Consider the following 18,216-nt stretch of genomic DNA (forward strand, 5'->3'; position numbering starts at 1 on the left):
TTATACTTTAGACGTAAGCATGTTACTACATCATCATCCATCAGGTTAACAAGTTATTATTTCTTAAAGGTGTAATAATAAAAAGCCTTCCCCTTAGGAAAGGCGTTTATTTCTTATTTAAAAATGAAAGACAGAACAAACAATCTCCCTCAGAACGGATACTTCCGTAGTGAAGGTTGCAAATGTGGAATCCTTCTTGGTAGAGACGAGCTAGGTTATCATAACCTTCGCCGATATCGGTTGATTCTTTTTTACCTTTAGAGGATGAAGTACTTGTTTTAGTACTTCTTTTTCCGTCGCGATTTAGTTTGTTTCTCAAGTTTTCATTTTCCATCATGAGATGGTGGTTTTCTTCGATTAATGCCGCTAAATGGGTTTTTAACTCCTCAAGCTGATTCGACAACTCTGTAATTTGTTCTTCCATTTGTACGACACGGGAAAATACACTCTTTTTTTCCAAGAATTCCACCTCTTTTACTCTGTGGCCTGACTGAATAGTTCCTCTTTTTTGCCTGCTAGCTCGTCCAATGTAAATTCTGTTGTTCTTTCCATTGAAGGTATGTTTACTTGTATCAACTTCTCAAGCAAGTTCAAGCCAACAACACGACCCACACCATGAGGCGTCATAATTTCCTCACCCACATCAGGCATTTCTTCTTTTGCTTCTTCGTAATAGTCATTTTCATACTTTAAACAGCACATTAAACGGCCGCAAAGACCGGATATTTTAGCTGGGTTTAATGATAGGTTCTGATCTTTTGCCATTTTGATCGAGACAGGTTCGAAGTCTCCCAAAAATGTAGAACAGCATAACATTCGCCCGCAAGGACCAATTCCGCCTAGCATTTTTGCTTCATCTCTGACACCAATTTGTCTGAGTTCGATTCTCGTTCTGAAGATTGAGGCTAGATCTTTTACAAGTTCACGGAAATCAATTCTTCCATCTGCAGTAAAATAGAAGATAATTTTGTTTCGATCAAATGTATATTCAACATCGACCAGCTTCATGTCCAGCTGGTGTTCAATGATTTTTTCCTCACAACTATTAAACGCTTCCTTAGCGGCTGCTTTATTTTCTTCTACAGACAATATATCCTTCTGTGTCGCGAGCCGAACGACTTTCTTTAAAGGAAGAACAACATCATTCTCCCCGACTAGTTTCTTATCGATAACTACCTTGCCATACTCTATTCCACGCGCTGTTTCAACAATGACGAACGCGTCTTTTTTCACTTCAAGGTCGCCGGGGTCGAAATAATATACTTTACCCGCCTTTTTAAAGCGGATTCCCACTACCTCATACAAGGTTTTATCCCTCCCGTAATCGTAAAACCAATTGCTCCATCACCATAAGTGGGCTCACATTGCTTCTGAGTCTAGCCTGAGCAGTCAGAATCGATTGCAATGCTTCTCCTGCCTTCCGCTGAGACGTTTGAAGCGCCTGCTGCTCTAATGCTTGAAGCTGATCGAAAAACACAACGTTTTCCGTCTTTGATAAATGTATAGATAAAAGATCCCGATACCAGATCAAAAGTAAGTTTAAAGCTAATCGCAACTGTTCTTTTTCTTTGAAAAAACTAAGATATTGATCTTGTAATACAACAAGACAATAATCAGGCCGCTGCCTTAGTTCCTCTGTTAATTGTATCACTTTGGCTCTAGCTTGTGCAAACCACTCTTCCCTACAAATTTCGAGCGCTTCTGCATAATCTGACGTAAGTGAAGAGGCTAATGCTGCGATCGGTTTTGGTATTTCTTCCTCAAGCAGTTTTTGTAAAATTCCTTCTGGAGCAAGGGGAGAGAACGATAATGTCTGAGCTCGGGAGCGGATCGTTTCGAGCAGATGATGTACCTGTTCCGTTAATAATACTGCGATCGTGTCCGACCCCGGTTCTTCCAAAAATTTCAGCAAACTATTTGCAGCCTGAACGGTCATTTTATCCGCATGCTCCACAATGTATACTTTTTTAGAAGATTCCATTCCGCTATAGGCAAATTCTTTTTGCAGGCTTCTGATTTGATCAATTTTTATGGACTGTCCATCAGGAGTGATGATATGAACATCAGGATGGTTGCCAGACGTTATCCTTTTACAGTTCGAACAATTTTCACACGGGTCTCCATCGATGGCGTTTTTGCACATAAAAGCTTTCGCCAATACTTTTGCAACAGCCATCTTGCCTGTCCCATGTGCCCCTTCAAAAATATATGCATGAGCGAGCCGCTGCTTTTTGATGCTATTCTTCAATTGTTTAACAACCCGAGGCTGTGTCATGCTAGTTTCTTCCCAGCTCACCATATATTCCACCTACTACGTATATAGATTCACTAATAACCCTTTAATTTCACCTATCTTATCTAAAAGATGAATGGATTCTTTCTCCTGGCTCAACACCATTTCCGTTACTTGAATCAATCCTTCATCTACTTCCTTAACAAGTTTAAGCGTTCTTGATCTTCCTTGTTCGTTCCAGCTCTTGTTTTGCTTTAATTGCATTCCAAAGTCAACGGCTTCTTTTACAAAGCGCTGGACTAAGTTTTTATAAAGCTGCAGATCACGAACAGTTTGTGATTGAAGCAGTCTTTTTCCTTGTGCTTCAATATCCCCCAGAAGCCGGGTCAACTGTTCTGACTGGAGTTTGTCACTTTGTTTAGACATCGTTTCTCCAAACGAAATAGATGGTTTTTTGTCTGCTTTCCCATCATTATGTTTCGTATCGAGAACAGGTCTTATATCTTGACCAATTTTCATAATTACCCCTCAATTAGACGTTTGATTGTATTAAAATTGCTGAAAACTTTCAACAGGCAGTACAAAAACTGTAGCTCCGCCAACTTCTACTTCAACAGGATAAGGAACATATGCATCTGCATTTCCGCCCATCGGAGAAACTGGCGCAACCATTTGATTGCGGCTTTTGCAATTTTCACGAATAATGTCCATGACATCCTCTATCTGAGCATCTTCCACTCCAATCATAAACGTTGTGTTTCCGGCTTTTAGAAATCCACCTGTTGTAGCGAGCTTTGTTGCACGATAATCCTTTTCAACAAGTGCATCTTGTAGTCGGCTGCTATCTTTATCTTGAACAACGGCTATAATCATTTTCATGGCAAATGCCTCCCTTTACTTTTCCTTATGATTCGCTAAAAGTATCTCTAAATCCTTTACGATTTCAAGAAACACAGTATCTGGATCTTGTTCTCCATTAATGCGGACAATTCGTTCTGTATTGTTTGAAAAGATATGCTTGAATCCTTCTCTTACTCGATCATGATAGGCGAATTCTTTTTGTTCGATGCGGTCAAGATTGCCATCTCCATAACGTGCTCTCATTCTTTCTCTGCCTACTTGAGGTGAAACATCAACAAAATAACTTCGATCCGGCACTAATCCGCTAGTAGCGATGTTGTTCACTTGTAACACACGCTCTTCCCCTACACCAAGGCCAAATCCTTGATAAGCAAGTGAAGCATCAACAAACCGGTCACATAAAACTACTTTCCCCTGCTCTAAAGCCGGGATGATCTTTTCGTGAACATGCTGGGCTCTTGAAGCTGCATACAATAACACTTCGGTTAGATCATGCATCTCTTTGTGCTCAGGATCTAAAATCAGTCCGCGAATCTTATCACTGATCCTTGTACCGCCTGGTTCACGTGTTTGGATAAAATCAATCTTTTGTTTTGCCAGATATTCAGCAACCTTTGAAACTTGTGTTGTTTTTCCTGATCCATCCGGACCTTCTAGCGTAATAAATAAACCATTCAATGCTCTTGCTCCTTAATTAATATCAAATACATACATCTCTTGTTTCTCAGTTGTCCCCTGAAACTTGGCACCTTTTTCTTTCAAAGAAAAATAAAGACGAATGCTCTCCGATGTTATTTTTTCCCCTTTAACAATCAATGGAATACCAGGAGGATATGGTATGACGGCAATGGCTGCTATATACCCGGCTGCATCCTCGATGAGTATTTTCTTTGCACGCAATTTTTTCATTTGTGTATAAGTAAGCTCTAACATACTGACAGAAGGAAAAGCAGTCGGGATATTTTCCACTGATTCTTTATTTTTATAGACCTTAAGCTGATCTGCTAGGATATAAAAAACTTTCTTTAACTCAGATAACGAATCCATCATGCCAAGAGGAAGCACTAACAGTACATTCCGTTCATCTGCCAATTCAGGATAAATGCCTTCTTTTTCAAATAGACTTTGCAGTTTATATCCTGATATTTCCCTGTCTGACTGAATCGTAACCTTTAATGGATCTGTTACATATCCTTTTGGATTCTTTACGACTTGAAGATGTGGCAATGAATCTATAAATTCCTTAAATGTCTGTGACTGGTTTATGATGCTTGTTACGTCTTCTTCCGATAGATTCTCCAGATAAAGACGGCTTAAGTCGAGCGAAGCCATCAAGAGATAAGAAGGTGAACTCGATTGAACCATCTGCAGGGCATGTGATAACCGATATTCATCGATTCTGTCACTATTTACGTGTAGGAACGCACCCATTGTTAAAGCTGGTAGAGTTTTATGTGCAGATTGCACTGCAGCATCTGCCCCTTGTTGTATCGCCATCTTCGGCATATCCTTTAACCCAAAATGTGCCCCATGTGCCTCGTCCACTAAAACAATTCCACCATGACCATGAATAGCATCTGCAATCCCAGTTATATCTTGCTGCAATCCATAGTAAGTTGGGTTTGTGAGAATGATTCCCTTTGATTCAGGGAATTTCGTTAAAGCGTCGTTTACCGTATCAATGGTAATCCCTAGTGGATAACCACCCTCTACATCCATTTCCGGTGATAAGAAAACTGGTGTAACTCCTGCAAGTTCAAGACCGTTAAGAACAGATTTATGGCTGTTTCGCTGAACGAATACTACATCACCTTGTTCAAACGAAGACAAGATCATCGCAAGATTCCCTGATGTGCTGCCTCCAACCAGTAAATAGCTCTTGTTCACTTCATAAAAAGAAGCTAGAAGTTCCTGCGCTTCTTTTATCACTCCTTCTGGATGATGAAGATCGTCCAGACCAGTTAGTTCTGTCGCATCAAGAGGTAAAACCGTTTTAAAAAAAGCAGCTCCCGATTTCTCAAATATCTTTCCATTTTTATGACCCGGAACATGAAAAGACCATTTATTTTTCTTTGTATGATGAACTAACGCTTCGAATAGCGGTGCATTTTTCATATATAAAAATTCCTTTATCTAATACGTATGTAATGTCCTTACACATACTTCATTCTAACATATGTTCTAAGCTCAAAGAATTTTAAGACACAAAAAAACAGGCTGTTTTAGCCTGCATTTTAGGAAGACGCATTTACCAATTTTAGTTTTCTTAACTGAGATAAATAATGTTTATAGTAATCATCATTTGTTTTTGCAGTGAGTATTTTTTGTTCACATTCCTGGCAAATAAATTGATGAAGAATGTGTAAGCCTTGGTTCCTATTTTCTTCGCAGACCATGCACGTTTCCCCGTATTGTCGTGTCATTTTCATTCTTCCACCTCCATAATGCCATTGTTGCCAGAATTGTTTATCGATATACATTAATTCAAAATATTTGAAGTTTCTTTTAAAATGTATGAAACTCTGGCTCTTGTTGTGTCTGTCTTTATGTTAATCGAAAAAATAAACCAAGTATGCGCCACTTATATAACCTTTTACCCCAGTGGGACAAGGCTTTAAACAGCTTAATGTTCTATAAACTGCATATTGAATTATTATTACAATATTTAAAAATAATGGACAATAATGTTAGAATATTTAGAAAATATGTAGTTAATAAAGAAAATTGCATTAATCTTAATACGCTTACAGTAGCAAGATGCCCGCACTGCAGGGCATTAGCCAATGGCTGCAAAGAAAGCTGTGACACTTAATACACGTGACCGGTTATATGAGGTTTTTATCAGAAACAGGGACATACCTGTCAGCTCTGTATGTTATACTAAATACAAACCTTTGAAACTTAACTTTTTACATTACCTGTTCCAGTGCCCTGCTCGATTGTTTATTGAGCAGGGCTTTTTCTATTGCGTTTTTAAAAAAAGACAACAAAAAAACAGGCTCTATTCAGAACCTGTTTTATAATTCATTTAGAATTATGCTTTTTGAACGTTAGCAGCTTGAGCTCCACGAGCACCTTGCTCAACGTCGAAAGTTACTTTTTGACCTTCGTCTAAAGATTTGAATCCGTCAGTTTGGATCGCTGAGAAATGTACGAATACATCGTCACCATTTTCGCGCTCGATAAATCCAAAACCTTTTTCTGCGTTAAACCATTTTACTGTACCTTGTTCCATGTTTGTTGCCTCCTAGTGCGTTACCACACAAATGTTTTACTATCCTTGCCCAAAGTGATTCTCAAGAGTGAAAATCGAATCTCATACTATCGTTTACACCGAACAAAAATAATTTATATTCATCATAACAGTTAAGAGAACTTAATGCAAATCCGCACCTGTAATAAACTATAAAAGTGCAGCCGATTTATTGAAAATGGCGTAGCGAATTTTGCTGAATAATGTCGGTTCGTGGTTAAATCAAAATTAATGTATATATAATGAAATTTTTCGTAGATATATGGCCGATTACCGTGGAATTATTGGCGATTACCGTGGAATTATGGAATGACGGGGGCTTTTAATGGTTTGTGAAGAAGTATTTTTACAAGGTTGGAAGATGGAATGATCCATCTTCTTCCTTTTTAATCTTGTTTTTGGCAATTTTTTAGTTTTTTTTATTCTTGTAATTAAAATGAACATAAATTTGTGTAACTAATTACAACGGATTTGTTGTGATATTTGAAATTAAAAATAAAAAATCTCAGTCTAGTGAACGGAGAACGGAGATTTTTCTTCTGCTTATTTTCAATTTCTTTTTCAACTAACGCACCAGGTTAGCTCAATAGCAAATGAATTACAGCTCCTTATTTCTCCCAAAGTTCGACAAGTCGACCTTCTGGATCTTCAATCCAAATAAACTTCCCAAATTCACTAATCTCTTTTTTCTTTGCAAGAGGTACACCAATATGTTCAAGATGCTTAATAGTTTCGTTTAGATTATGTACTTCGAAATTTAACATCACTTGTTGTTCTGTTGGAAAATAACTGTCATCCTCGGTAAAGAAAGAAAAGATAGTCTCATTTCCTAATTCGGATTTTATCACAGTCCCATTCCAATTTTCTATTTCAATCTTCAACACTTCACTGTACCATTTTTTTATAACTTCAAGATTCTTAGTTCTCCAAAATATTCCTCCAAAGCCTTTTATCATCATATCTAACTCCTGTCTGTCATCAAATTTTTAGCTATCCGATTAGATATTCGAGATTTAAATTTAAGTTCCTTTTTCAACTGTGATGTTCAATATTTTAAGTTTATTTTTCATCACCATCTTCCTCATTAAACTTTCTTAATGGAAACCTGCTGATTTGCAGCGATAATGACTTTGGCTAGGAATGGTGGAGCAGATTTGAAGCGAGTTTGATGCGGATTTGAAGCGGATTTGATGCGAATTTTGTTGAATCATGTCGGTTCGTGGTTAAATCCAAATTTACGTGGATATAATGGTGTTTTTCGTGGAAATATGGCCGCTAACCGTGGAATTATTGGCGATTACCGTGGAATTATGGAGTGTCGGGGGCTTTTAGGAGTTGTTAAAGAGGTGTTTTTATAAGGTTGGAAGATGGAAGTGTCCATCTTCTTCCTTTTTGGTCTTATTTTTTAACGTTTTTTAGCTTTTTTGACCGAAATCTTACTTTTTAAATAGAAAAAGAAGAGGGATGACGATTCGTCTTCTTCCTTTTTTAACTTTTTAGCTCTGAATAGGATATTCCCACAATTAGCTTTGACAATCTCACACTTTTTGGATTGAAACCCACAGTTTTTCATGAGATACTCGCGAACCAACATCAATCGACAAAAAAAGTAGGTGGATCTTGGCTATCTTCTACCATTTTAAAAACAAAAAAGAAGATGGATTTTCATCCATCTTCCTCATTTGCTCAGCGACGTCCTACTCTAACAGGGGGAGACCCCCAACTACCATCGGCGCTGAAGAGCTTAACTTCCGTGTTCGGTATGGGAACGGGTGTGACCTCTTCGCCATCATCACTGAACCTATCATGACGTTAACCATGATTTATTGGGTTTGAGAGTATGTTCTCTCAAAACTAGATACGACGTTTCCAAACGTTATGCTTTTTTAAGGATAAGCCCTCGACCGATTAGTATCTGTCAGCTCCACGTGTCGCCACGCTTCCACACCAGACCTATCAACCTCATCATCTCTAAGGGGTCTTACTCACTTGACGTGATGGGAAATCTCATCTTGAGGGGGGCTTCATGCTTAGATGCTTTCAGCACTTATCCCGTCCACACGTAGCTACCCAGCTATGCCCCTGGCGGAACAACTGGTACACCAGCGGTGTGTCCATCCCGGTCCTCTCGTACTAAGGACAGCTCCTCTCAAATTTCCTGCGCCCGCGACGGATAGGGACCGAACTGTCTCACGACGTTCTGAACCCAGCTCGCGTACCGCTTTAATGGGCGAACAGCCCAACCCTTGGGACCTACTTCAGCCCCAGGATGCGATGAGCCGACATCGAGGTGCCAAACCTCCCCGTCGATGTGGACTCTTGGGGGAGATAAGCCTGTTATCCCCAGGGTAGCTTTTATCCGTTGAGCGATGGCCCTTCCATGCGGAACCACCGGATCACTAAGCCCGACTTTCGTCCCTGCTCGACTTGTAGGTCTCGCAGTCAAGCTCCCTTGTGCCTTTACACTCTGCGAATGATTTCCAACCATTCTGAGGGAACCTTTGGGCGCCTCCGTTACTGTTTAGGAGGCGACCGCCCCAGTCAAACTGCCCACCTGACACTGTCTCTGAACCGGATCACGGTTCTAGGTTAGAATTTCAATACAGCCAGGGTAGTATCCCACCGACGCCTCCACCGAAGCTGGCGCTCCGGCTTCTCAGGCTCCTACCTATCCTGTACAAGCTGTACCAAAATCCAATATCAAGTTGCAGTAAAGCTCCATGGGGTCTTTCCGTCCTGTCGCGGGTAACCTGCATCTTCACAGGTACTATAATTTCACCGGGTCTCTCGTTGAGACAGTATCCAAGTCGTTACACCTTTCGTGCGGGTCGGAACTTACCCGACAAGGAATTTCGCTACCTTAGGACCGTTATAGTTACGGCCGCCGTTTACTGGGGCTTCAATTCAGAGCTTCTCCTAAAAGGATAACCCCTCCTCTTAACCTTCCAGCACCGGGCAGGTGTCAGCCCCTATACTTCACCTTGCGGTTTCGCAGAGACCTGTGTTTTTGCTAAACAGTCGCTTGGATCTATTCACTGCGGCTCTCTCGGGCGATAAACCCTATCAGAGCACCCCTTCTCCCGAAGTTACGGGGTCATTTTGCCGAGTTCCTTAACGAGAGTTCTCCCGATCATCTTAGGATTCTCTCCTCGCCTACCTGTGTCGGTTTGCGGTACGGGCACATCTTTCCTCACTAGAGGCTTTTCTTGGCAGTGTAGGATCAGGGACTTCGGTACTAAATTTCCCTCGCCATCACAGCTCAGCCTTCACGTTGGACGGATTTGCCTATCCAACAGCCTAACTGCTTAGACGCACTATTCCATCAGTGCGCTCACCCTACCTTACTGCGTCCCCCCATCGTTCAAACGGAAAGGAAGTGGTACAGGAATATCAACCTGTTATCCATCGCCTACGCTTTTCAGCCTCGGCTTAGGCCCCGACTAACCCTGAGCGGACGAGCCTTCCTCAGGAAACCTTAGGCTTTCGATGGACAAGATTCTCACTTGTCTTTCGCTACTCATACCGGCATTCTCACTTCAAAGCGCTCCACCAGTCCTTCCGGTCTGACTTCGCTGCACTTCGAACGCTCCCCTACCCCTGTACCATACGGTACAAGCCATAGCTTCGGTGATACGTTTAGCCCCGTTACATTTTCGGCGCAGAGTCACTCGACCAGTGAGCTATTACGCACTCTTTAAATGGTGGCTGCTTCTAAGCCAACATCCTGGTTGTCTGGGCAACTCCACATCCTTTGCCACTTAACGTATACTTTGGGACCTTAGCTGATGGTCTGGGCTGTTTCCCTTTTGACTACGGATCTTATCACTCGCAGTCTGACTCCCGCGGATAATTCTCTGGCATTCGGAGTTTGACTGAATTCGGTAACCCTGTGGGGGCCCCTAGTCCAATCAGTGCTCTACCTCCAGGAATCTTGCCGCGAGGCTAGCCCTAAAGCTATTTCGGGGAGAACCAGCTATCTCCGTGTTCGATTGGCATTTCACCCCTACCCACACCTCATCCCCGCACTTTTCAACGTGCGTGGGTTCGGGCCTCCATTCAGTGTTACCTGAACTTCACCCTGGACATGGGTAGATCACACGGTTTCGGGTCTACGACCACGTACTATGTCGCCCTATTCAGACTCGCTTTCGCTGCGGCTCCGTCTATTCAACTTAACCTTGCACGGGATCGTAACTCGCCGGTTCATTCTACAAAAGGCACGCCGTCACCCGTTAATGGGCTCCGACTACTTGTAGGCACACGGTTTCAGGATCTATTTCACTCCCCTTCCGGGGTGCTTTTCACCTTTCCCTCACGGTACTGGTTCACTATCGGTCACTAGGGAGTATTTAGCCTTGGGAGATGGTCCTCCCGGATTCCGACGGGGTTTCACGTGTCCCGCCGTACTCAGGATCCACTCTGGAGGGAACGAAGTTTCAGCTACAGGGCTGTTACCTTCTTCGGCTGGCCTTTCCAGACCACTTCACCTACCTCGTTCCTTTGTAACTCCGTATAGAGTGTCCTACAACCCCAGAGGGCAAGCCCTCTGGTTTGGGCTGATTCCGTTTCGCTCGCCGCTACTCAGGAAATCGCATTTGCTTTCTCTTCCTCCGGGTACTTAGATGTTTCAGTTCCCCGGGTCTGCCTTCTCATACCCTATGTATTCAGATATGGATACCATCCCATTACGGATGGTGGGTTCCCCCATTCGGAAATCCCCGGATCAATGCTTACTTACAGCTCCCCGAGGCATATCGGTGTTCGTCCCGTCCTTCTTCGGCTCCTAGTGCCAAGGCATCCACCGTGCGCCCTTTCTAGCTTAACCTTATATTGATGTTTGATAAGCATCGAATCTCTTCGTTGACTTCGTCTTTCTGGTGCTCATGTATCGAAATACACTCCGCTCCTTCAAGACTTTGTCGCCTCGATCTTCTCACTTCTGAAACATCAAACAGTTCTTGCTTGGCGCAGATAAATAATATATATCTGCCTTGCATATTGTTTGGATGTCGATATCTAGTTTTCAAAGAACATAGTTAAAATAACCTTTCCGATCTTTAAGAACGAAAAAATGTTATTTAGTTGAGAGTTTTGAGTTCTCTCAAAACTGAACAAAAGAAGAATAGGCGTACTTACGAAACAGACTAGCTGTCTCATAATCTCCATAGAAAGGAGGTGATCCAGCCGCACCTTCCGATACGGCTACCTTGTTACGACTTCACCCCAATCATCTGTCCCACCTTCGGCGGCTGGCTCCCAAAAGGGTTACCCCACCGACTTCGGGTGTTACAAACTCTCGTGGTGTGACGGGCGGTGTGTACAAGGCCCGGGAACGTATTCACCGCGGCATGCTGATCCGCGATTACTAGCAATTCCGGCTTCATGTAGGCGAGTTGCAGCCTACAATCCGAACTGAGAGTGGCTTTTTGGGATTGGCTTGGCCTCGCGGCTTCGCAACCCTTTGTACCACCCATTGTAGCACGTGTGTAGCCCAGGTCATAAGGGGCATGATGATTTGACGTCATCCCCACCTTCCTCCGGTTTGTCACCGGCAGTCACCTTAGAGTGCCCAACTGAATGCTGGCAACTAAGGTCAAGGGTTGCGCTCGTTGCGGGACTTAACCCAACATCTCACGACACGAGCTGACGACAACCATGCACCACCTGTCACTCTGTCCCCCGAAGGGGAAAGCTCTATCTCTAGAGTGGTCAGAGGATGTCAAGACCTGGTAAGGTTCTTCGCGTTGCTTCGAATTAAACCACATGCTCCACTGCTTGTGCGGGCCCCCGTCAATTCCTTTGAGTTTCAACCTTGCGGTCGTACTCCCCAGGCGGAGTGCTTAATGTGTTAACTTCAGCACTGAGGGTGGAACCCCCCAACACCTAGCACTCATCGTTTACGGCGTGGACTACCAGGGTATCTAATCCTGTTTGCTCCCCACGCTTTCGCGCCTCAGCGTCAGTTACAGGCCAAAAAGCCGCCTTCGCCACTGGTGTTCCTCCACATCTCTACGCATTTCACCGCTACACGTGGAATTCCACTTTTCTCTCCTGCACTCAAGTCTCCCAGTTTCCAATGACCCTCCACGGTTGAGCCGTGGGCTTTCACATCAGACTTAAGAGACCGCCTGCGCGCGCTTTACGCCCAATAATTCCGGATAACGCTTGCCACCTACGTATTACCGCGGCTGCTGGCACGTAGTTAGCCGTGGCTTTCTGGTTAGGTACCGTCAAGGTACGAGCAGTTACTCTCGTACTTGTTCTTCTCTAACAACAGAGCTTTACGACCCGAAGGCCTTCATCGCTCACGCGGCGTTGCTCGGTCAGGCTTTCGCCCATTGCCGAAGATTCCCTACTGCTGCCTCCCGTAGGAGTCTGGGCCGTGTCTCAGTCCCAGTGTGGCCGATCACCCTCTCAGGTCGGCTACGCATCGTCGCCTTGGTGAGCCGTTACCTCACCAACTAGCTAATGCGCCGCGGGCTCATCTGTAAGTGTCAGCCGAAACCGACTTTCAAAAAGAAGAAATGCTTCTTCTCTTGTTATCCGGTATTAGCCCCGGTTTCCCGGAGTTATCCCCGTCTTACAGGCAGATTACCCACGTGTTACTCACCCGTCCGCCGCTAAATCAGAGGAGCAAGCTCCTCATCATTCGCTCGACTTGCATGTATTAGGCACGCCGCCAGCGTTCATCCTGAGCCAGGATCAAACTCTCCATAAAAGTGTTTGTCTTGCTCGTTTTTAAAACTGACGGAATTAATTTAATTCCTTACCTATTTCTTTTGTTCAGTTTTCAAAGAACTTGTTTTTCAATGCCGCTTGTCTTAGCGACTTAAATAATATATCACGCGTCGTTTTAAGTGTCAATCGTTATTTCGAAATATTTTGCTGAACATAGAAAAAAGGTCCAAAGGCTTATTAATACTGCAGCCTTTAGACCTTATGACTATCCCTTAATTAAGTATAAAGAATTCTATCGCTACCAAAGATGCTATTCCCGGCAGACCCGCTACTCCTGATATTAAAGCGGTAAACGTATTGATCGGAATGTGGATGTCGTAGGAATTCCCAATAGCATTTAATAAGAAAAGCAATAGTGCTCCTATACAAAAACGGGTTACTGCAAATCCGATCCACTTTATCGGTCTCATTGGAGCACCTACAAGTAATAAGATAAAAATAATGGTTCCTAGTATTGCAATAACAGTGATAGGCTCCATATAAAAATAATACCTCCCTGCAATCAACCAGTTTTCTTATTAGTATTGTATGGGAGTTGTCCAAAAAAAAGACCAGCAGCTATTTTAATCTGCTAGTCGTTACATTTCTTTTTTTTGCTTCTTTTAATAAGAAGAAGTATTTCGATTCTGCTAATTGGAGTTTAAAAAGAACTTCTTCTGATGGTTCAACACTTCGTTCTACAATTGTTTTTTGATGCATCCAATCAGACTTTAATTCATCAAGACTTTGGAGCAACTGTTGATCTCCGGACCGCTTCAAGCGCCCTTTACGGGAAAAAAACATGTAGCAAACCCCTTTTGTTAAATTTCTCTTCTTCCTTCAAGCGCCTTAGAAAGCGTTACTTCATCCGCATATTCTAAGTCTCCGCCTACAGGAAGTCCGTGAGCGATACGGGTAATTTTAATACCGGTCGGTTTTAAAAGCCGTGCGATATACATCGCAGTTGCTTCCCCTTCAATATTAGGGTCTGTCGCCATAATAACCTCTTGAACGCCTTCATCACTTAATCGTTTTAAGAGTTCGGCAATTTTTATGTCTTCTGGTCCTACTCCGTCCATTGGAGATATCGCTCCATGAAGGACATGATAAAGACCTCGATATTCTTTCATTTTTTCCATGGCGATGACGTCTTTTGAATCATGAACAACACAAAGGGTCGAACGATCTCGGCTGGAATCATCACAGATCATACAAGGATCACGGTCAGTAATATGAAAGCAGTTGGAACAATAGATAAGCTGACGTTTTGCATTTACTAATGCACGGCCAAAATCCAATACGTCATCTTCTTTCATCTCCAATACGAAAAATGCCAGGCGAACCGCCGTTTTCGGTCCGATGCCCGGCAATTTCATAAAGCTTTCGATCAGTTTAGATATCGGTTCGGGATAATGCATGGATTACTTCCTAGAATAAACCAGGAACATTTAGCCCTTTAGTGAATTTGCCCATATCTTGTGAAACCAACTCGTCTACTTTTTTAAGTGCATCGTTCGTAGCCGCTAAAACAAGATCTTGGAGCATATCAATATCGTCTGGGTCTACAACTTCCTCTTTAATTACAATATCAATGATTTCCTTGTGGCCGTTAGCTTTAACAGTTACCATACCGCCGCCTGCTGTACCTTCGATCACTTTATCTTTTAATTCCTCTTGTGCTTTTGCCATATCACGCTGCATTTTTTGCATTTGTTTCATCATATTGTTCATATTGCCTTTCATCATCTTACAATTCCTCCTTATTCGTTTTCGTTTTCTTCTTTTATCTCGATTAATTCATCGCCAACCAGCTTGATTGCTTCTGCGATCAGAGGATCTTCTTCCTTTTGTGCTTCTTCAGAAGAAGGCTGACCTTGCTGTTGTTCTTTAATGAATTCAGCTCTTATTTTTTGCCAGTCCGTATTTAATATGGACAGCATTGATAGGTTCTTTCCTATTGTACTATAAACTGCTTCTTCTACATAGCTTCTGTTGTTTTCTTGTGAAGCCATCTGGCGGTGAATTTCATGCTGAAAAGAAAGCAGAAATACTTGATCTGAACAGGCAGCAGGCTCTGCTCCTGACAGAAGGGCGTAGGCGCTGACTTTTTCTGAACGGATTTTATCCAGAATTTCGCCCCACATTCCTTTCAGTTCCACAAGGTTTGGTTTCTTTGCTTTTTTGAGCATCTCTTTAACTTGAGCGTTAGATGCTCCCCCGCCTCGAATGACTCTTTTTTCTTTTGGCTGTTCTTGGTCCGTTTGAGAAGAAGAGCTTTGCTGGCTATAACCGCCTTGTTTCATTTTAGAGATTTCTTGTTCCAGCTGTTCGATTCTTTGTAAAAGAGGCTCTGCAGATGTGCTATCCTGTTTAACAGAAACCGCTTCTTGTTTTTGATAGCAAATCTTGATGAACGTTGTTTCTAAAAAGATTCTTGGGTGATTTGTCCATTTCATTTCTTGCTGTGCCTGATTCAGCTGGCTGATAATCGAATAAATACTTTCCGTTTCGGTTGAATTAGCCAATTTATCAAACGTTTCATCGGTTGCGACTCTTTCGAGCAGTTCTTCGAGTTGAGGAGCCGCTTTGTACAGAAGCATGTCACGGTAATAATAAATCAGATCACCTAAAAACCTGACAGGATCTTTTCCTTCTTGTAAAAGGTTTGAAGTAATGGTTAATGCTTTAGATACATCTCTTTCTACAAACGCTTCTGCCATGTCTGAAAGATGTTTTTGAGAAGCAGATCCAGTTACCGAAAGAACATCTTCTACTCTTACTCTGTCATCGCTGTATGAAATAGCCTGATCTAGCAGGCTAAGGGCATCACGCATACCACCTTCTGCAGCGCGTGCTAATAATTGCAAAGCTTCATCTTCTACTTCTGTGCCGTTCGCATCCACGATTTCTTTCATTCGGCCGATCATTGAATTCGATGAAATCCGTTTAAAATCAAACCGTTGGCAGCGAGACACAATGGTCGCAGGAATCTTATGTGATTCAGTTGTAGCTAAAATAAATATGACATGACTTGGCGGTTCTTCGAGTGTTTTTAACAGTGCGTTAAATGCTCCGGTTGAAAGCATATGTACTTCATCAATGATATAGACTTTGTACTTTACCGATGATGGAGCAAATTTCACTTTATCGCGAATGTCACGAATGTCATCTACACCTGTATTAGAAGCCGCATCGATTTCCAGTACATCGGATATTGTTCCATTTGTGATGCCGCGGCACGCATCACACTCATTACACGGCTCAGAAACTGGAGCATTCTCGCAGTTCACGGCTTTTGCAATGATTTTTGCCGCACTTGTTTTTCCCGTTCCTCGTGGTCCTGAAAACAGGTAGGCATGGGAAAGCTTGTCCTGCATCAGGGCATTTTGTATCGTTTTGGTGATATGTTCTTGCCCGACCATATCTCTGAAGCTCTGTGGTCTCCATACACGGTAGAGTGCCTGATAACTCATCCCTTTGCCTCCCTTTACTCACAATTTCATCCTTCTTTATTATACTTAAACATTACAAAAAACTCACCCTTTAGAAAAGGATGAGTTATTGTTTATTATATAAGAATGCCGCGCACCTCTCTTTGGAGTAGTCAACCTATGCGTACAAACGCAGTTAGCTCAGCCCAGGTTGCCCCACGGCACACGAAGGAGTCCACTTACTGCTGCTTCCTTCCGGACCTGACAGGGTTCATGGGTCTCCGTTGCGCAGGACCAGGACCTCAACACCACTTACGTCCGTCAGACCATACGTTGAACTAACCGAGGAGAGGAGTTCAGCCTCGCTACAGCGGATTGCGAGTACAGGGCACCGCTACCTCCCCACCTAGCGCGACAAAGTGTATAACAATGTTAGAAGCACAATCAAATGTGCAAAATTTAGTATACTATGCTCTTCCTAAAAAAGCAACCGTTCAAGCCTTAATCTGTCGTTTTCCCCGCTTCCTTTTCCTTCCTTTTCCTGCTGCGTAAATCTCTAAAAAATCCTGAGAGAATCTCTTTGCACGCATCTTCTTTAATTCCAGAAATGACTTCACATTGATGGTTAAAACGATCTTCTTGCAACAAATTCATTAATGTTCCAGCACATCCGCCTTTTGGATCTTTTGCGCCATAAACAACCCTCTGCACTCTCGAAAGTACAATCGCTCCTGCACACATCGCACAAGGTTCAAGTGTGACATAAAGAGTTGTCCCTTCCAGCCTCCATGCACCGGTTGCTTTACAAGCTTCATCAATCGCGAGAATTTCCGCATGAGCAATGGCTCTTTTCTCCACTTCCCGCAGGTTGTGCGCTTTTGCAATCACTTGATCGTCTTTTACTAAAACGGCACCGATCGGAACTTCACCAATATCGGCTGCTTTTTGTGCTTCTTTTAACGCTAATTCCATATAAAACTGATCTTTTTCAAATTGGTCCATAATTTCCGCTCCAAAGTTATTGATGATAGAGATTATACAAAAGGTTTTGTTAATAATAAAGGAAGGTATGGTTTTATAAAAAGAAGGAAGTGGGGTCTTATGACAAATCCTCAAAACAAAATCCCTGTCGCTATGCTTATTATAGACGTAATTAATGACTTTAAATTTGAAGAAGCTCCCTTATTACTAAAAACTTCTGCGTTCATCGCCGATAAAATTAAAGATTTAAAAATAAGATGCAAAGAAAAAGGAATTCCAGTCATCTATGTAAATGATAATTTTGGACAATGGCAATCAGACAAACAAAAATTAGTTGAATACTGTTCTAAACAAGCGGGAAGTCATTTAGTAAAAACACTGATTCCGAATGATGACGATTATTTTGTCGTTAAACCTAAGCACTCAGGATTCTTTTCCACTCCGTTGTCTTCATTATTAAATGAGCTCGGGGTCGAAACTTTAATTTTATCCGGTATTGCCGGAAACATTTGTGTACTGTTTACAGCTAATGATGCCTATATGAGAGATTATTCACTTTATACACCATCAGATTGCATCGCATCAAATATCGATGAAGATAACGAACGAGCTTTGATTTTAATGGAAAAAACGTTAACAGCGACGATCAGTCCAAGCCATAAATTAGACTTGTCAGCTATTATAGAAAAAACAAAAGAAAACAAGCAAAGAACAATATATTAACTATCCACCTTTTCCAA

17 protein-coding genes, 3 rRNA genes and 1 other RNA gene are annotated in these 18,216 nt (G+C 42.4%); 1 reads left to right on the forward strand and 20 read right to left on the reverse strand.

What is annotated here, in order from left to right:
• Nucleotides 1-106: 106 nt before the first annotated feature.
• From yabA to tadA, 20 genes are all read right to left on the reverse strand, one after another.
• Nucleotides 107-460: a DNA replication initiation control protein YabA gene (yabA, locus tag RGB74_RS19860; RefSeq protein ID WP_310760917.1), complete on the reverse strand. Its 354-nt coding sequence runs from the start codon at nucleotides 458-460 to the stop codon at nucleotides 107-109.
• Nucleotides 461-474: 14 nt separating this feature from the next.
• Nucleotides 475-1,305, reverse strand: coding sequence for a PSP1 domain-containing protein (locus RGB74_RS19865; protein ID WP_310760918.1), 831 nt, complete (start codon nucleotides 1,303-1,305; stop codon nucleotides 475-477).
• A gap of 4 nt (nucleotides 1,306-1,309) precedes the next feature.
• Entirely contained in the window at nucleotides 1,310-2,299 is a 990-nt protein-coding gene (gene holB / locus RGB74_RS19870; protein ID WP_310760919.1) for a DNA polymerase III subunit delta', read from the reverse strand.
• A 12-nt stretch (nucleotides 2,300-2,311) separates the two neighbouring features.
• On the reverse strand, nucleotides 2,312-2,752 hold the full coding sequence (locus tag RGB74_RS19875) for a YaaR family protein (RefSeq protein WP_310760920.1): 441 nt from the start codon (nucleotides 2,750-2,752) through the stop codon (nucleotides 2,312-2,314).
• A 30-nt stretch (nucleotides 2,753-2,782) separates the two neighbouring features.
• Nucleotides 2,783-3,112: a cyclic-di-AMP receptor gene (locus tag RGB74_RS19880; protein WP_310760921.1), complete on the reverse strand. Its 330-nt coding sequence runs from the start codon at nucleotides 3,110-3,112 to the stop codon at nucleotides 2,783-2,785.
• Between the two features lie 15 nt (nucleotides 3,113-3,127).
• The gene (gene tmk, locus RGB74_RS19885; protein ID WP_310760922.1) at nucleotides 3,128-3,772 is read right to left on the reverse strand and encodes a dTMP kinase; all 645 of its coding nucleotides are present in this window, start codon (nucleotides 3,770-3,772) and stop codon (nucleotides 3,128-3,130) included.
• Nucleotides 3,773-3,784: 12 nt separating this feature from the next.
• Nucleotides 3,785-5,209, reverse strand: coding sequence for an aminotransferase class I/II-fold pyridoxal phosphate-dependent enzyme (locus RGB74_RS19890; RefSeq protein WP_310760923.1), 1,425 nt, complete (start codon nucleotides 5,207-5,209; stop codon nucleotides 3,785-3,787).
• A gap of 119 nt (nucleotides 5,210-5,328) precedes the next feature.
• Entirely contained in the window at nucleotides 5,329-5,523 is a 195-nt protein-coding gene (locus tag RGB74_RS19895) for a sigma factor G inhibitor Gin (protein WP_310760924.1), read from the reverse strand.
• Nucleotides 5,524-6,128: 605 nt separating this feature from the next.
• Nucleotides 6,129-6,329 (reverse strand): cold shock protein CspC, encoded by a 201-nt coding sequence (gene cspC / locus RGB74_RS19900; RefSeq protein WP_066292827.1) that lies wholly within the window; start codon nucleotides 6,327-6,329, stop codon nucleotides 6,129-6,131.
• A 626-nt stretch (nucleotides 6,330-6,955) separates the two neighbouring features.
• The gene (locus RGB74_RS19905; RefSeq protein WP_310762936.1) at nucleotides 6,956-7,303 is read right to left on the reverse strand and encodes a VOC family protein; all 348 of its coding nucleotides are present in this window, start codon (nucleotides 7,301-7,303) and stop codon (nucleotides 6,956-6,958) included.
• A 728-nt stretch (nucleotides 7,304-8,031) separates the two neighbouring features.
• A 5S ribosomal RNA gene (rrf, locus tag RGB74_RS19910) occupies nucleotides 8,032-8,147 on the reverse strand.
• Between the two features lie 88 nt (nucleotides 8,148-8,235).
• Nucleotides 8,236-11,172: ribosomal RNA gene (locus tag RGB74_RS19915) — 23S ribosomal RNA — on the reverse strand.
• A 343-nt stretch (nucleotides 11,173-11,515) separates the two neighbouring features.
• Nucleotides 11,516-13,065 (reverse strand): 16S ribosomal RNA (locus tag RGB74_RS19920).
• Together the 16S, 23S and 5S rRNA genes form the textbook arrangement of a ribosomal RNA operon.
• A 232-nt stretch (nucleotides 13,066-13,297) precedes the next feature.
• Complete coding sequence (locus RGB74_RS19925) at nucleotides 13,298-13,564, reverse strand: pro-sigmaK processing inhibitor BofA family protein (protein ID WP_310760925.1); 267 nt, start codon at nucleotides 13,562-13,564, stop codon at nucleotides 13,298-13,300.
• Between the two features lie 79 nt (nucleotides 13,565-13,643).
• On the reverse strand, nucleotides 13,644-13,868 hold the full coding sequence (locus RGB74_RS19930) for a YaaL family protein (protein ID WP_310760926.1): 225 nt from the start codon (nucleotides 13,866-13,868) through the stop codon (nucleotides 13,644-13,646).
• A gap of 17 nt (nucleotides 13,869-13,885) precedes the next feature.
• Complete coding sequence (gene recR, locus RGB74_RS19935) at nucleotides 13,886-14,482, reverse strand: recombination mediator RecR (protein WP_310760927.1); 597 nt, start codon at nucleotides 14,480-14,482, stop codon at nucleotides 13,886-13,888.
• A 10-nt stretch (nucleotides 14,483-14,492) separates the two neighbouring features.
• Nucleotides 14,493-14,810, reverse strand: coding sequence for a YbaB/EbfC family nucleoid-associated protein (locus RGB74_RS19940; protein WP_396135999.1), 318 nt, complete (start codon nucleotides 14,808-14,810; stop codon nucleotides 14,493-14,495).
• 14 nt (nucleotides 14,811-14,824) lie between these two features.
• Entirely contained in the window at nucleotides 14,825-16,537 is a 1,713-nt protein-coding gene (gene dnaX, locus RGB74_RS19945) for a DNA polymerase III subunit gamma/tau (protein ID WP_310760928.1), read from the reverse strand.
• A 108-nt stretch (nucleotides 16,538-16,645) separates the two neighbouring features.
• Nucleotides 16,646-16,910: signal recognition particle sRNA large type (gene ffs, locus RGB74_RS19950), an RNA gene on the reverse strand.
• Between the two features lie 86 nt (nucleotides 16,911-16,996).
• Nucleotides 16,997-17,497, reverse strand: coding sequence for a tRNA adenosine(34) deaminase TadA (gene tadA / locus RGB74_RS19955; protein ID WP_310760929.1), 501 nt, complete (start codon nucleotides 17,495-17,497; stop codon nucleotides 16,997-16,999).
• A gap of 99 nt (nucleotides 17,498-17,596) precedes the next feature.
• Here tadA and RGB74_RS19960 point away from each other — a divergent pair, with 99 nt between their 5' ends.
• Nucleotides 17,597-18,199 carry a cysteine hydrolase family protein gene (locus RGB74_RS19960; protein ID WP_310760930.1) on the forward strand — a complete coding sequence of 201 codons (603 nt, stop codon included), beginning with the start codon at nucleotides 17,597-17,599 and terminating at the stop codon, nucleotides 18,197-18,199.
• Nucleotides 18,200-18,216: the final 17 nt, after the last annotated feature.

The organism is Bacillus sp. NEB1478 (assembly GCF_031582965.1).
In the GTDB taxonomy this organism is placed as follows: domain Bacteria; phylum Bacillota; class Bacilli; order Bacillales; family Fictibacillaceae; genus Fictibacillus.